Annotated in this window: 13 protein-coding genes; 11 read left to right on the top strand and 2 right to left on the bottom strand. The window is 37.9% G+C overall.

Annotated elements, in window-relative coordinates:
- The first annotated feature begins 65 nt into the window (after positions 1 to 65).
- The 9 genes from EGT34_RS06180 (at position 66) to EGT34_RS06220 (ending at position 10,730) form a co-directional block, all read left to right on the top strand.
- Complete coding sequence (locus EGT34_RS06180) at positions 66 to 1,385, top strand: D-alanyl-D-alanine carboxypeptidase PBP6B (RefSeq protein ID WP_000667905.1); 1,320 nt, start codon at positions 66 to 68, stop codon at positions 1,383 to 1,385.
- A 98-nt stretch (positions 1,386 to 1,483) separates the two neighbouring features.
- The gene (locus EGT34_RS06185; RefSeq protein WP_000193148.1) at positions 1,484 to 2,770 is read left to right on the top strand and encodes an NAD(P)/FAD-dependent oxidoreductase; all 1,287 of its coding nucleotides are present in this window, start codon (positions 1,484 to 1,486) and stop codon (positions 2,768 to 2,770) included.
- 135 nt (positions 2,771 to 2,905) lie between these two features.
- Positions 2,906 to 3,388, top strand: coding sequence for an FKBP-type peptidyl-prolyl cis-trans isomerase (locus tag EGT34_RS06190; RefSeq protein WP_000123995.1), 483 nt, complete (start codon positions 2,906 to 2,908; stop codon positions 3,386 to 3,388).
- Between the two features lie 103 nt (positions 3,389 to 3,491).
- A complete protein-coding gene (locus EGT34_RS06195; RefSeq protein WP_000063718.1) occupies positions 3,492 to 4,934 on the top strand; it encodes a cryptochrome/photolyase family protein in 1,443 nt (480 codons plus the stop codon).
- A gap of 194 nt (positions 4,935 to 5,128) precedes the next feature.
- The gene (locus tag EGT34_RS06200) at positions 5,129 to 5,869 is read left to right on the top strand and encodes a hypothetical protein (protein WP_001186262.1); all 741 of its coding nucleotides are present in this window, start codon (positions 5,129 to 5,131) and stop codon (positions 5,867 to 5,869) included.
- On the top strand, positions 5,869 to 6,765 hold the full coding sequence (locus tag EGT34_RS06205; RefSeq protein ID WP_000067483.1) for a hypothetical protein: 897 nt from the start codon (positions 5,869 to 5,871) through the stop codon (positions 6,763 to 6,765). The genes EGT34_RS06200 and EGT34_RS06205 overlap by 1 nt, the downstream gene beginning before the upstream one ends.
- Entirely contained in the window at positions 6,752 to 8,002 is a 1,251-nt protein-coding gene (locus tag EGT34_RS06210) for a glycosyltransferase family 2 protein (RefSeq protein ID WP_000035257.1), read from the top strand. Before EGT34_RS06205 ends, EGT34_RS06210 begins: the two co-directional genes overlap by 14 nt.
- Positions 8,003 to 9,847, top strand: coding sequence for a hypothetical protein (locus EGT34_RS06215; RefSeq protein ID WP_000750594.1), 1,845 nt, complete (start codon positions 8,003 to 8,005; stop codon positions 9,845 to 9,847).
- On the top strand, positions 9,825 to 10,730 hold the full coding sequence (locus tag EGT34_RS06220) for a hypothetical protein (protein WP_000744215.1): 906 nt from the start codon (positions 9,825 to 9,827) through the stop codon (positions 10,728 to 10,730). Before EGT34_RS06215 ends, EGT34_RS06220 begins: the two co-directional genes overlap by 23 nt.
- 7 nt (positions 10,731 to 10,737) lie before the next feature.
- On the opposite strand, the gene wecB is transcribed toward EGT34_RS06220, so the two are convergent.
- Together wecB and EGT34_RS06230 are read right to left on the bottom strand one after the other, a co-directional pair.
- Positions 10,738 to 11,874, bottom strand: a complete 1,137-nt coding sequence (gene wecB / locus EGT34_RS06225; protein ID WP_000718053.1) for a non-hydrolyzing UDP-N-acetylglucosamine 2-epimerase — start codon at positions 11,872 to 11,874, stop codon at positions 10,738 to 10,740.
- 2 nt (positions 11,875 to 11,876) lie between these two features.
- A complete protein-coding gene (locus EGT34_RS06230) occupies positions 11,877 to 13,097 on the bottom strand; it encodes a tetratricopeptide repeat protein (RefSeq protein ID WP_031971885.1) in 1,221 nt (406 codons plus the stop codon).
- Positions 13,098 to 13,349: 252 nt separating this feature from the next.
- Between EGT34_RS06230 and EGT34_RS06235 the strand changes: the two genes are divergently transcribed.
- Positions 13,350 to 14,051, top strand: a complete 702-nt coding sequence (locus EGT34_RS06235) for a VIT1/CCC1 transporter family protein (RefSeq protein WP_000885361.1) — start codon at positions 13,350 to 13,352, stop codon at positions 14,049 to 14,051.
- A 111-nt stretch (positions 14,052 to 14,162) separates the two neighbouring features.
- Positions 14,163 to 15,209: an NAD(P)H-dependent flavin oxidoreductase gene (locus EGT34_RS06240; protein ID WP_000055183.1), complete on the top strand. Its 1,047-nt coding sequence runs from the start codon at positions 14,163 to 14,165 to the stop codon at positions 15,207 to 15,209.
- Positions 15,210 to 15,252 lie beyond the last annotated feature (43 nt).

Below are 15,252 nucleotides of genomic sequence, written 5' to 3' on the forward strand. Positions count from 1 at the left end.
AAAAAAAGGCATAGCATGCTGGGCATCTGTGTTCCGTATTTGCCAGTAAACGTCAAGGTCACCTAGTGAAATTCTTCCTATCTCTTTTTACGCTGTTTAGTATTTTCTGTACTACTCTTACCAATGCTGCTCTACTTAATATTGCTCCTGAAAGTGTTGAAGCCGCTGCATGGACAATTGTAGATACCCAATCTGGTCAAATTATTGCTGAGCATAATAGTCATGTACAACGTGCGCCAGCATCTTTAACCAAAATGATGGTGGCCTACATTGCATTAAAAGAGATTAAGGCTGGAAAGTTAAAACTGAACGAAGTCATTACTGCAACACCAGTCGTAAGCGTGGTGCAGTGGGATGAATCACAAATGTACCTCAAAGCGGGCGAGCAAATTTCAGTTGATCAGCTCTTGGCTGGTTTAATTGTTATGTCTGCAAATGATGCAGCTGTGACTTTGGCTGAAAAAATTTCTGGTGATGTGCCTCATTTCGTACAGCGTATGAATCAAGAAGCACAAGCGCTGGGTATGAAAGACACGCACTTTAGTAACCCTGCTGGCATTACAATGCCGGATCATTACACGACAGCTCATGATTTGAGCTTATTAAGTCAGGCAGTGATTCACCAGACCCCTGAATATTTACATTATTCGAAAATGCCGAGCTTTAGCTACAATCAACGTTTTCACCACGCGACGAACCTTGCGCTCAAATACGATCCATCTGTAGATGGCTTAAAAACTGGCTATACCAAAGCAGCAGGTTATAACTTGGCTCTAACAGCTTCACGCCCTTCATTTTCACCGAACTTACCGCAAAGACGTTTACTGGTAATTGTCTTAGGTACACCAAGTGCTGTGAAACGTGCTGAAATTGCAGATAAATTAATGAATCTTGCTTATGCTTATACACGTGATGAAGTGGTTATTCCTGAGCAAAAATTAATTGCTGAATTGCCTGTTATTAAATCAACTTTAAAAATGTTTAAAGTAGAAACTAAGCAGCCAACCATTGTTACGACTTCTTTATATGCTGAGCCAACACCAATTGATTTAAATACGTTTGATTATGCTACACAGCGTATTCAAGTTCTTGATAGCAATCAACAACCTAAAATTATTGCTCCACTTGAAACAACTCAAACACGTGTAAATATTCAGTTAAATGAGCAAAAGTTAACAGCACCGTTAATGAAAGCGATGAATTTGGCAACAGTTTCAATTTATCAAAACAACCAGCTCATTCGCAGTCTTCAAATTGAAAATGATGTACACATTGAAGAAGCAAATATTTTCCAAAGAATTATGATGTGGTTCTCAAGCCTATTCTCAATCTTTTCATCAAGTGAGCACAGTACAGCAAAACTCTACCCTATAGATTCGCACTAAAAACATCAAATTGTGCACAGATGCACAATAAATTTTATAAAGAAAAGATGGCATAATTTAGCCATCTTTTTTTATAGAAAAATAATTAGGTGATAAAAATGACCCAAAACTTACATCATATTGTTATTGTCGGTGGTGGTGCTGGTGGTTTAGAACTCGCCACACAACTTGGTGAAACTTTTGGGAAAAATGGTAAAGCCAAAATTACATTGGTTGACCAAAATCTAACTCATATCTGGAAACCATTACTTCATGAAATTGCGGCGGGTTCTTTAAATCCTCACGAAGAGCAAACCAATTATTTTGCCCATGCAGAGAAACACCACTATGAATTTGTGTTGGGAACATTAACAGCAGTAAATAAAGATAAGAAAATAATTGATTTAATTCCCCCTCAAGTCTCTAAAGAACAAAATACCCATATTCAACAACTCAGTTACGATACGCTGGTTTTAGCGCTTGGTTCAGTATCAAATGATTTCAATACACCTGGTGTTCGTGAAAACTGCCATTTCCTCGATAGCCGTAAACAGGCGGATATTTTCCAGCAAGATCTTTTACACTTATATATCGAAGCGCAAAATCAACCCGATCAACGTACATTAAATATTGGAATTATTGGTGCGGGGGCAACAGGTGTCGAACTTGCGGCTGAACTGATTGAAACGACCAAAAACTTTTATCGCTATGGTTTGAAAAAGATCCATCCGAATCAAGTCAAAATTACACTCATTGAGGCCTCAGAACGCATCCTCCCTGCCCTAAGTGAAAAAACAGCTGAGCATAGCGCAAAACAGCTTCAAAAAATGGGTGTTGAAATTTTAACTAAACACCGTGTTGAAAAAATTGATGAACACTGTATCTATTTTAGTAATGGTAACCAGCTCAACAGTGATATTACGGTATGGGCAGCTGGGGTAAAAGCACCAAAAGTACTTGAAAGTCTTAGCGGTTTCGAACGTGACAATATTAACCGCTTAATGGTCTATGCAACGCTGCAGACCTATTCCGATCCTAATGTATTTGCATTTGGTGATTGTGCGCATTGCCAACTTGATGCAAGACACCCGCCTCTCGGACCACGCGCTCAAGTTGCTAGTCAACAAGCAAGCTTTTTAGTCGATGCTATGGCTGCTAGACTAAATGGTCGATCACAACCGATGTTTACTTTTAACGACAAAGGTTCACTTGTGTCTTTAAGTCGTAATAAAGCGGTTGGAGAATTACTAGGGGATGTAAGTGTCCAAGGATATATTGCCAAAACGATGTATGTATCTTTATACCGTTTACATCAAGCAACAATTCACGGATACACTCAAGCTGGACTACTCACAATGAAAGATTTACTTACAAGACGAGTACGACCAAAAATTAAGCTGTATTGAGTTGAATTTTTTAAGTTCATCCCTATTTAGATAAAAACGCATTAGAAAAAGTGTTAAAGATTGAGATTTTGTAGTCTACAAAATTTATTTTTCACTTTATGATGTACGCTTTAATTGATTGAATGGATCAAAAACATGACTGCAATTGCAAATAACCACGTGGTTTCATTCCACTATAAATTAACAAACGCTGAGGGTGAAACACTTGATCAATCTCAAGGTGAACCACTTGCCTATTTGCATGGCGCAGGCAACATCATTCCTGGTTTAGAAAATGCATTAACTGGTAAGACTGTTGGTGATAAATTCACTGTTAACGTACCAGCTGCTGAAGGTTATGGCGAATACAACCCAGACCTAGTACAAGAAGTTCCTGCTCAAATGTTCCAAGGCGTTGATAACATTCAACCAGGTATGCAATTCCAAGCTCAAACAGATGACGGCGTTCAAATCGTTACTGTTAAAGCTGTTGAAGGCGACAACGTTATCGTTGATGCAAACTTCCCACTTGCTGGTCAAGATTTAACTTTTGAAGTTGAAATCGTAGAAATCCGTGAAGCTTCTCAAGAAGAATTAGATCACGGTCACGTACACGGTGCAGGTGGTCACCACCACTAAGTCTTCTTTTAGAAGATAATAAAAGGCAAAGCTTCGGCTTTGCTTTTTTTATGTCTTTATTTTATATAATATTCATAGAGTTAATTTATTTTTAGGGACTTGCATGTCAAATGCTTATCAGCTCATTTGGTTTCGCCAAGATTTGCGTATACATGATCATGCAGCTTTATGGCACGCCAGCCAGCAAGGACCTTCACTCGGTTTAGTCATCTTATCGCCAGAGCAATGGAAACAACACGCCGATGCTCCAATAAAAATAGGTTTTTATTTACGACAACTCAGAACGCTTCAGAAAGAGTTAGCAGCACTGCATATTCCACTAGTTATTCAAGTCATTCCCTATTGGAAAGAGATCGCAAACTTTATTTCTGATTTCAGCAAGAAATATAATATTGAAAACGTGTATGCCAATATCGAAATAGGCGTAAATGAATTAAAAAGAGATAAAACGGTACAAGACTATTTAAATCGGCATGGCAAAGAACTATTTTTATTCCATGACCGTACTATTTTTCCTTTACGTTCAATCCGTAACCAATCACAACAACCATATCAAGTATTTAGTGCATTCAAAAAAGCTTGTTATACAAAGCTCGACACAAGCGGTTTACCTCAATGTTATCCGGTCCCTAATAAACAAAATGAAGTACCACTAGATTTTTTACAGGGGAAAAATATTGATTTAGACGAAATTGAAAAACTATTTTGCCCATCTCTCTCAAAAGAACAGCAAGATTTATGGCCTGTTGGCGAACAATACGCATTAGAACAATTAGATCGATTTATTGAAGAATCGGTTTGTCATTATAAACTCGAGCGCGATTTTCCTCATATACAAGGTACAAGTAAGCTTTCGCCTTATTTAAATATTGGTATTTTATCTATTCGACAGTGTTTACAAGCACTCTTTCGTAATCAACATGGCAACTTTCACTTAGTCAATGAGGGCCAACAAACATGGTTAGACGAACTTCTTTGGAGAGAGTTCTACCAACATATTTTATTTGATTTTCCGCATGTTTCTAAACACATCCCGTTTAAGAAAGATACTCAGAAGATTAAATGGAACCATAATCCAGAACATTTAACCGCATGGCAAACGGGTCAAACCGGTATTCCTATTGTTGATGCCGGGATGCGACAACTTTTACAAACAGGCTGGATGCATAATCGAGTACGTATGATTACGGCCATGTTTTTATGTAAAAATCTTTTGATTGATTGGCGCATTGGTGAACAATGGTTTATGCAACATTTAATTGATGGTGACCTCGCCGCAAATAATGGCGGTTGGCAATGGTGTGCCTCAACAGGAACAGATGCCGTACCTTATTTTCGGATTTTCAACCCAATTGCTCAATCAAAGAAGTTTGATCCGGAGGGAGAATATATTCGCCAATGGGTGAAAGAATTGGCTCATTTGGACAATAAAACGATTCATGAACCCTACTCAAGCAAAACCGATCTTGGTTTAAATTATCCAAAACCCATAGTAGATTTAAAAGAAACACGTCTTAAAGCAATTAAAACTTTCAAGAATATTTAGATAACAATTGAGTCTGCTCTGTTTATTTTTGATGAAAAATTAATAACAAGGTTTGACTATACAGTGGCTTTAATCTACAAATAAACATAATAGATACCTAAAAAGGACAGAAACAACAACTACTTCGCAAATCAACACCTTTCATTATAAAAGTATAAAAAAATTAACATTACAAAAAAGGTAGCATAGGCCACATGCAACAAAAGCACCCCGGTAGAACACTCGTCTTATGGATTATCGCAGCTCATCTATTTATGGGAATGGTTGCATACGAGTGGCTACCTGTGAGTTTTAGAGGAAGTTGGATTTTTATTCTTATTCTTTTAATTTCAGGTGCTTTTTTAGAAGTCGGTTTGTCTTTAATTGTAGGTTTAGTCGCTTTTATTGGGGGTGCCGTATACTTTTTACTCGACTTAGGCGCACAAACACATATTGAACGTCAGTTACTTTTATTATTCATTATTCCCCTAATACCGCTCTTTCTAAGTGCTGTACGCCACAATATTGAAATTAATGTACAGAAATACCGTGATATTCAAAGCTATGACCGAAATTATCGCCGCGATATTTTCCCGCTAAGTGCTTTAAAATACTTTCAGCGTAGTTTTTTTAAATTACTTGATCACCACAATGTACAAGATTATGAAGTATTCGAAATTCGAATTCTTAATCGCAGTCTGATTAAAGAAATGTTAGGCGATGATGTCTGGAAAACAACTCAAAATGAAATGATTAAAATTTTGAGCCAACATGAACCCAACGAAATTGTTTTCCAGTTTGCAGATGATGATCTGGAAAATATTTACAGTATTATGATTCGCCAGCAGAAAACAGAAGAAGACCCTGTATTCTTAAAAAAATTAAAAGAAATTACGACTTTGCGTCTTGAGGTGGAATACAAAATTGTTCCTCTTCCACCTGAGGAGATGAGCTAATGTCTAATCTTCTCAATATTTGTGGAATTGTAATCGCCTCTAGCCAATATCCAGATGCCACATTACAACAGTTCTATCGACAATATTATCATTGCGAAATTAAAGCTGAGCAAATAAAAGCCGAGGTTCAAAGTACTAGTGATCTTTCAATGTTTTTCCCTTACCAAGATACGTGGTGGCCTGTCTTTACAATTGATCAGATCAGCTCTGAAAGTTTCCAAAAGTTTATCCATAACGGAATTAGACCCGGAATTATCTTGCCAGACGAAGTATTCGGTTTTCCTCACTATTTCTTGTTAAAAGAAGCAGTAAGCCAAGGTGCTATTCCTATTGTGCTTTTTAAAACTGAACAACCTCAATATTTTGCCGCAAAAGCAACTTTTTCGACCGCTATTGGTTTACGCCCAATGGCTGCTTTTGTGAGTACGGGATGGGATGAAAATTTAATTTCTCAACCAGCAGGTAGTTATATTATCCAGCTAAATTCAGCAAATTTACCATTACCCTCAAGAGAAGTCAGACAAGGCCAACATTTATTTTACTCGGCCAAGGGTTTTAACGGTCATGTTTCAGGTTATGAAATTATCATTAATCCCCCTGCCGATTTACCTCTATCTAATATTCGATATCCTCAACTCGGCATTTCTTGGAACTTTAATAATATTGATTATGAGAGTACTCCTGAACATGTAAGTACGAATCTTATAGGTTATATATTTATTGTTTTAAGCATTGTTGTTGTTCCACTTGACCTGATTTTAACAACGACGTATCCGGATCTACTCGGCACATTTGGTAGCTATATTTCATGGATCTCCTTAGTGGTGGGGGCAATTTTATTATTGCTGCTCATCTCTTCTATTATTAGGAGGGTCCGTAAAAATGGCTCCAATTGATATCCTGTTTTTATTTGGCTTTTTAGGTATTTGGATTCCACAAGCATTTTGGGCATGGTTAAGCTATCAAGCGTGGAAGTATTCCAAAACGGCTGAAAAAGAGCTGCAAAACTTACCAATACCAGAAAGATGGCCAGTCTTAAGTGTTTTGATCCCTGCTTATAATGAAGGCGTTGTGATTGAGGACACTTTGCATGCCATTGCTCAACAGGACTATCCGGCAGAGTCTTATGAAGTCTTACTGATCAATGATGGCTCCAAAGACAACACCCTTGAAATCGCAGAAAACCTCGCAAAAATTTATCCTTGCATAAAAATTGTCAATGTACCCAAAGGTATGGGTGGTAAAGGTAAATCAAGAACGCTTAATAATGGTCTTCCCCATGCCAAAGGTGAGTTAATTGTTGTTTACGACGCCGATAGTACCCCTGAACCCGATTGCGTCCGATTACTTGCCCAAACCTTGTTAGCCGATAAAAAGCTAGTCGCGGTAAATGGCAAAGTCAGAACCCGTAACTGGCAAGATAGTATTTTGACTCGTTTTATTGCGATTGAATTCATCTTTTTCCAATGGATCTTTCAAGGTGGACGCTGGCAACGTTTTGAACTATCAACATTAATGGGAACAAATTATGTCATCTGGCGCGATGCTCTAGAGACTTTGGGCGGTTTTGATGAAAAATCGCTAGTCGATGATACAGAAATGAGTTTTCGAATTTTTATCGGACAAAAACGAATTAAATGGGTTCCCTATGCAATCGGTTGGCAACAGGATCCTCCTTCATTAAGCGTATTCGTTAAACAGCGCTCACGCTGGACTCAAGGTAATTTTTATGTAACACGCAAATATTTACCTGTAGCACTGAGAACCCCATTCCCAATCGGGATTGAAATTCTAAATAACATTATGTGCTATATCCTTTTTGTACCGGCTTTATTCTGGAGTCATATTACCTTAACGCTTGGCTTACTTGATATTGCAGGTATTTCAGTTCCTGGTCCATTTACACTACTGTGGGGACTCTCATTTTGTCTCTATGTAGCACAAATGTGGTTTACGCTTTCTTTAGAAAAAGTTAAACCAGAACTCTATTTTTATTCTGTCTTATCTTACGTAAGTTACTCACAAATCTTCTTATTTATTGTGTTTAAAGCCGCATTCGACATGCTAAAAAATAAAATACAGGGCAACTCCCTTCAATGGTACAAAACGGAACGTAGCAAGGAGAAAAAATAAATGAAAAAGACTTTTGATCTTTACCAAACAGCTCAAGTGCTCCTTGCCAGCACCAGTTTTTTGCTTGCCATGTCTACTCATGCTTATACATGGAAACTCGACGATATTAGTACCTCGACTAAATATACAGTCGAGCCTCACTTTTTCTATATTGGAAAAGGTGCTGAATGGCAAAACATTCAGTTTTCGAGTGACTACTCAACTGAAAATGACACAACAGTACTCGTCAAATATGACGACAAGCTCATTTATAACACTACGCTTAATGGTGATGGCCAATTCAAATTTAATATTCCTGCCAGTCAGAGTGGTTTTCACCGTTTAGATTTTATTATTCAACAATATGCAAAACCAACGACGCTTAACCAAACAAAAGAAACATTCTGTACAGAAGATATTGATCACTTAACTTATTTGAGTAATTCCCAACTCGACTTTACGCCTATTCGAAATGAGTACCGTTTAAAAGATCTACCGGACGCTTTATTTAACCCTCAGGCTAGACGACCTACACCTTTTGTCGGAATCTTAAAATATAACCGTAAAGAAATTACCGAAGCCTCTATGTTGGGCCGATTAGTAAGTTCGTGGAGCTCCGTAACGCCAATTGAATGGGTTGATTCAGGCCAAACCAATCTAAATCCTGAAACGAACTTTATTATTGAAGTGATTCGTTCGGCAAGCCCACTCAAAGGAGGAGCCTTAGTACAAATTGCTAAACCGGCTGAAGGTGTACCGACGCTATCTATTACTTATCACACTCCACAAGAGCTTACCGCTGCCATTAACGGGCTAATTAATCCAACTTATGTGCAACAGCTTGATACGGGTAGCGCTATTTTTCCAACTACAATCTCAGCACCAGCTTGGGCGCAATTTAAAAAAATTGATACGCTTGCAGATCTAGGTATTCAGGATTTTCGACTAAATCATGCCGAAAAGAATTTATTTCTTGATTTTCCGGCAGTATGGCAACCTACTGATATTCTACAAGGGCAAATCGCACTTCGTATTCAAAGTGGACTATTACAAGGTTCAAATATTACAGCATGGATTGATGGAGGACTTGCAGGAAGTATGAAAACGGCGGATCTCGCATCCGACCCTGTAAACCGACAGTTCAACATCTTTGCCAAGGAAATTTCAAATACAACCAACTTTAGCTTAAAACTTGAAAACTCGGTTATTGCCAATTCTCAATGTTTACCCAATGCTCACGGCTCACTCTGGGTTGATACCGCCAAATCAACGGTAAAACTTCCCCATAAACTTAAAAATGGTGTTGCCGCTCTTTCAATGACCTTGGCCACCAAGCCAACGATTGCAATTGATGACCAATCCGGGGCATTAAATATTGCCATTATTTTAGGACAAGTCGCTAAAAACATGCTGCTGACACAAGCACCAATGCCAGTGAACCTAGTACGCTTCTCTCCGACCTCTCCACAAGCAGTGAATGTGAGAGTGAACAAAGAGATTTATCAGCAACAAGTCTTAATGCATCAAAATATTATTTATGCACCTGCAGCAGCGAATGGCTTTATCGTAAGTTATAACAATAACCGCTTCGATGTAATTACAGACTCTGAAAACGGCGCACAAACCTTTATGCATTTATGGGGAAAAATACAGCATAAAATCCCAAATAATGTGACCAAAATGCTGGTTTCTGAAAACGGCAATATTTATGTTCTTCAAAAATTAATTGTGGGTAATCAAAAAGCGCCATTAGTTCAGCAATCATCATTCTTTTTATTAGTTGTGATTATCTCTGCAATTATGATAATAGTGATCTTCTTGTGGTATTGGTTACGACGTAATAATGAAAAAACAGATACCAATTAAAATAACTGCTTTTATTATTTTAATTATATGTAGTGTAGTGGGTTATGCGGGGTTGTTCAAAAATCATGGGCAACCTCCCATTATTGAGGGTATCTTCTGGCAACCTGACAATGATACTACTCCTCCTAAAGGAAACTGGCATTACTTAGGAATAAATACTTTTGTTCCCCAATGGTCAGTCGTTGAATCTAAATCTTGGTGGAAAAACTCCAATCTTCCTCAATGGGAAAAAGCCATTGATTTACAAAAAATTAAACAGCAACCTTGGGCTAAAAATCTTATATTGGGGTTAGCAGGTGAATATAATGAACACGAAGCGCGTGCTAATGTCGTTGCTTTGGGAGAAAAATCTGCACAAATTATTCAAGAACAAAATGATGCTTCTTTAAAAGGCTATTATTTTCCAGTAGAAGCCGACCCAACATGGCTAAGAGTAAGTACCTTAGGACATGTTTTGGAAAAATTACCCTCACCTATTTGGGTCAGTGTTTATAGTGGTGAAAGTGAACCCGAAAACTACGATTTATGGGTTAAAAGCTGGCTTCCTCAACAAGCAGGCGTTTTTTTCCAAGATGGTGTAGGTGTCGGAGTAAGAACTCCCGAACAAGCTAGACGTATTTTAGATCAACTTGAACAGACACTTGGAAAAGATAAAACGGTTATTGTTTTAGAAGCATTTCGAACCAAGAAAAATGGTCAATTCCGTGCAGCCTATCCTTGGGAAATTATCTCTCAAATTAAGGCGTATGAAGGGAAAAAAATTTATATTTTTGATGGCCCCCACTATATGGGCCGATGGTCCGTTTATATTGTCGGTCTATGGTATCGACTCGTTTATGGCAGCACACCCGCCACCATAAACGAACCAGAAAACTCAAAATAAATGATCTCTAGTTATAAGTTCTGGCAATTTCATCTAATATTCGCTGGGCAGCACGTCCATCACCAAACGGATTTTCAACATGAGCCATTTTTTGGTAATGCTGCGAATCCGTTAAAAGTTTCTCAGCCTCTTCAATAATTTTCTGCTGATTTGTTCCAACCAATACCCCTGCTCCCACCTCTACCACTTCCGGGCGTTCAGTCGTATCTCTTAAAATTAAAACAGGCTTATTAAATGATGGGCTTTCTTCTTGTAAACCACCAGAGTCCGTTAAAATAAAGGTGGAGCGGTCGATAACGGCCAATAAACTTGGATAATCGAGTGGCTTCACAAGATGAATTTGAGCATGATTTTTAAACTTATCGTGCACTACATTATGTACAGCAGGATTTAAATGTACAGGCCAAATAAAATGTAAATCAGGATGATGTTTTGCTAAATACTCAACAGCATTACAAATATTCTGAATTCCTTCGCCAAAATTCTCACGGCGGTGAGCAGTTATAAGTACAACTTTATCATTTTGTTTTAATTCAATTCCGTAAGGCTCAAGTTGATTTTTCAAACCCGTCTTTTCAGCTATGAGTTTCCTTCCTAAATACACAGCATCGACTACCGTATTCCCTGTCACTGTAATCAATGAAGGTGGAATCTGCTCATTTAACAAGTTACGCTTTGATTGTTCTGTAGGGGCAAAATGCCATTTGGTAATACGAGAAACTAACTGGCGGTTGCCTTCTTCAGGAAATGGATGATCTAAATCATAAGAACGTAAACCCGCTTCGACATGGGCAACAGGAATCTTCATGGAAAATGCAACTAGCCCAGCAGCTAACACGGTTGTAGTATCACCTTGAATAACAATTGCATCTCTTTTTTGACCATCTGTATAGATATTTTCAAGTTGCGTTAAGCCATGAATTAAAAGCTGATTCAGGCTTTGTCCAGCATTCATAATTTTAAGACGATGATCAATTTCAACCCCAAAGAAATCTATCGCATCTCGAACTAATTCATCATGTTGTCCTGTAAAAATAACTTCTACCTGAAATCGTGCATCTTGTTTTGCTAATAAAATTACCGGAGCCAACTTTATGAGCTCTGGACGAGTACCAAATACAATTGAAATAAAAATTTTCTTCATTATTAGAAATCCTTATAAAAAACAAGTTCTACACGAGTATTGTTGTAATGATCTTTTGTATTAACCGGTACGTCTTTAAAATAATTGCCATATAGACGTTCAACCCGTAGTTTTATCGGTTGATAATTAAAAGGCTGCCATGAAATGCCTGGGCCATATTCAAATAAATTATTGTAATATTCATCTTCGCTATCCGCTAAGCCATGCAATTTCACATAAGCCTGTACAGTCCCACTCTGACCCTTATAGAGATTTAAACCTGTGCGTAAGCGTAAGTCCCCAATAACGTTATAGTCCTCTCTCGAATAAGTCGCGACATTGCCATATAAGTCAGTAAAATAATTATCTAAACAAAGTGAATGATCGCAGTTTGATTGTGAATACCATTCTTGATAACCCGTTACACCGCCTACAACACTCTCACGAAATCGCTTTCTATTTCTATCAATCAAGTCATAACTTCCACCAACTTCGACATAGGCTCGCACAGGAATGGAAGTCCACGGTTGATAATTTGCCCCCACCCCTAAAGTGGCTGCATTTTCATCAATAATTTCAGGTCGGACCCCACCTTGTGATTGAGTATCGCGGTTTAAATTAAGAAAGCCATATACTTGGGCTCGCCCGTTATCGATGTTTTTGCCATACCTCATTTTTAAAGGAAAAATAACATCGTCATAACGTGACTCATAAGATGGTGCAAAATAAATATCTCTAAAATATGGTTTAACTTCTCCCCCACTTAAATTTTTAACTGCCTGAGTTGCTTTAGCAGCAATTTCAGGGTCTGACGAGGAACTTAACTCTTTAAATAAAACCAATGCTTCACGATCTTTTTTCTGCTGATTCAGCAAATAAGCTTCTTGTAATTTTAAGGTGTCATCTTGAGGAGCTAAATTTCTTGCTTGCCTTAAGCTTTGTAAAGCTTCTTCCCTTTTTTCAAGCCGAATCTGTAAATAAGTAAGACTTTTCCAGACTTTAATATCGGTTGGTGTCAGTTTACTAAGCTCAACTAATATTTTTTCTGCTTCTTGCGGTTGAGACTGTTCAATTTTATAAAATCTATCCCATTTATCATAAATAGGGTTACCGGGCTTATATGCAGGGTCGACTTGCTCTTGTGCATAAACTGAGCTTATACCGATCATTCCCAAAGAAGAGATCACTGCTCCCATCAGTAATATTGAATGTGTTATAGAGTTTATTGTTTTGATATTTTTCATTTTCACCTCTACAGTAAATTAGACTTATTAGGGAGGGCAAGTCTTTGGAATGATCAATAAATATTATAATTAAAAATAATAAGTTACATCGTTAAGTTAGGTTAAGGATGTTTTAAAATAATTGTTTAATCTCCATTTTTATTATTGATCTATTCTGTCTTATCCCTAAATTTCCTATAATAATGACATATTTTTTGACCAATAAATTGTAAAATTTCATAGCATTTATAAAACATTAACAAGGAAAAACACATGGCTTTTCCACATCATACAGAGCATCATGCCATTCAGCGCTCAGGTTGGCTAAGAGCCTCAGTATTAGGCGCTAATGATGGCATTATTTCAGTGACTAGCTTAATTATGGGGATGGCTGCAAGTGGGGCAAGCTCACATACTCTATTTATCACTTGTGTTGCTGGACTCATTTCAGGCGCAACCTCAATGGCTGCCGGAGAATATATTTCGGTTAAATCTCAAGAAGATATTGAAAAATCAGATTTAGCTATTGAGGCAAAAGAATTAAAAAAATACCCTCAAAAAGAATTGGATGAATTAACTCAAATCTATATTTCTAGGGGACTTTCAAAAGAACTAGCAAAGGAGGTGGCTATTCAGCTTACGACTCATGATGCTTTGGGTGCACATGCCCGAGATGAAATCGGTATTCATGAAAATACGGCGGCAAACCCAATTCAAGCAGCACTCTCCTCAGCAGCATCATTTTCATTTGGGGCATTTTTCCCCATGCTTGCCATTTTGTTTAGCCCAGAGCATTTAATTATGCCAAGTGTGCTTATTACAGGTATCACGGCATTAGCAATTTTAGGTGCCCTTTCGAGTTATTTTGCAGGCACGTCTAAAATCAAAGGTAGTTTACGTATTACCTTATGGGGTATTTTAGCGATGGCTTTTTCAAGCTGGATTGGTTCCTTATTTAATGTCACTCCTTTATAAGAGAGTTTTTAAAATAAGGCTCTTGAATATTTAAAAATTAAATAGCCAATATTATTTGCTCTTCATTCTATTTTCACGTTATGGTGAAGAGAAAGAATTGAGGTGAATAAAATGAGCCTATTACAACAACTTGCAATCAAACATCCAATTTTTCTGGCTCCTATGGCGGGCGTCTCGACTCCTGAATTAGCAGCCGAGGTTTCAAATCAAGGAGGCCTTGGATCATTAGGCTTAGGAGCAAACACACCGCAAAGTGCACGTGAACAAATTTTAAAAACTCAAGCGCTCACGGAAAACCCATTTCAAGTTAATTTTTTCTGTCATCAATCGACTGAGCTTAATGTAGAAAAAGCAAAACAATGGCTTGATTACCTACGTCCTCATTTTGAAAAATTCGGTGCTCAACCGCCCCAAGAATTACACTGTATCTATCCAAGTTTTTTAGACAATGATGATTTTTTAAATGTTGTTTTAGAAACTAAGCCAAAAGCAGTAAGTTTTCACTTTGGTATTCCGCATCCGCATCAAATTAAAGCTTTAAAAGAGGCTGGTATTTTGACTATAGTTTCGGCAACTAATTTGATCGAAGCTCAAGCTATTGAGGCAGCGGGCATCGATATTATCATTGCCCAAGGGATTGAGGCAGGCGGACATAGAGGGATTTTCAACCAAACTTTTGATGGGGCAATTAAAACTAGTGACTTGGTTCAACTAATTGTGCAGCACTGTACACTTCCAGTTGTAGCCGCAGGTGGCATAATGACTGGCTTACAAGCCAAACATATGTTGGGCTTAGGTGCAGCCGCAGTCCAATTAGGGACAGCATTTGTTCAATGCCAAACTTCAAATGCTTCTGCTGAATATCGCAAAGCCCTATTTAGTAAACCTGTAACACAGATTAGTGCCAGTCTTTCTGGGCGTCCTGCTCGAGGGATACTCAACCATTGGCATACAAAAATTGATTCACCTACTCGCCCTGTACAACCTGAATATCCTTATACCTATGATTTAGCAAAGCAACTAAATGCTCTTGCAAGCAAACACCAAGATTACGGTTTTGGTGCTTTTTGGGCAGGAAGTAACGTTGCACAAATACGTGAACTTGAAGCACCTGATCTGGTTAATCAACTGGTCGTTGAAATGCTAGACAGTGAATAGATAAAAATTCCAAGCAACCAGTCTCTATACTGGTTGCTTTATT

Origin of the sequence: Acinetobacter sp. FDAARGOS_558 (assembly GCF_003937785.1) — a bacterium.
GTDB classification, from domain to species: domain Bacteria; phylum Pseudomonadota; class Gammaproteobacteria; order Pseudomonadales; family Moraxellaceae; genus Acinetobacter; species Acinetobacter baumannii.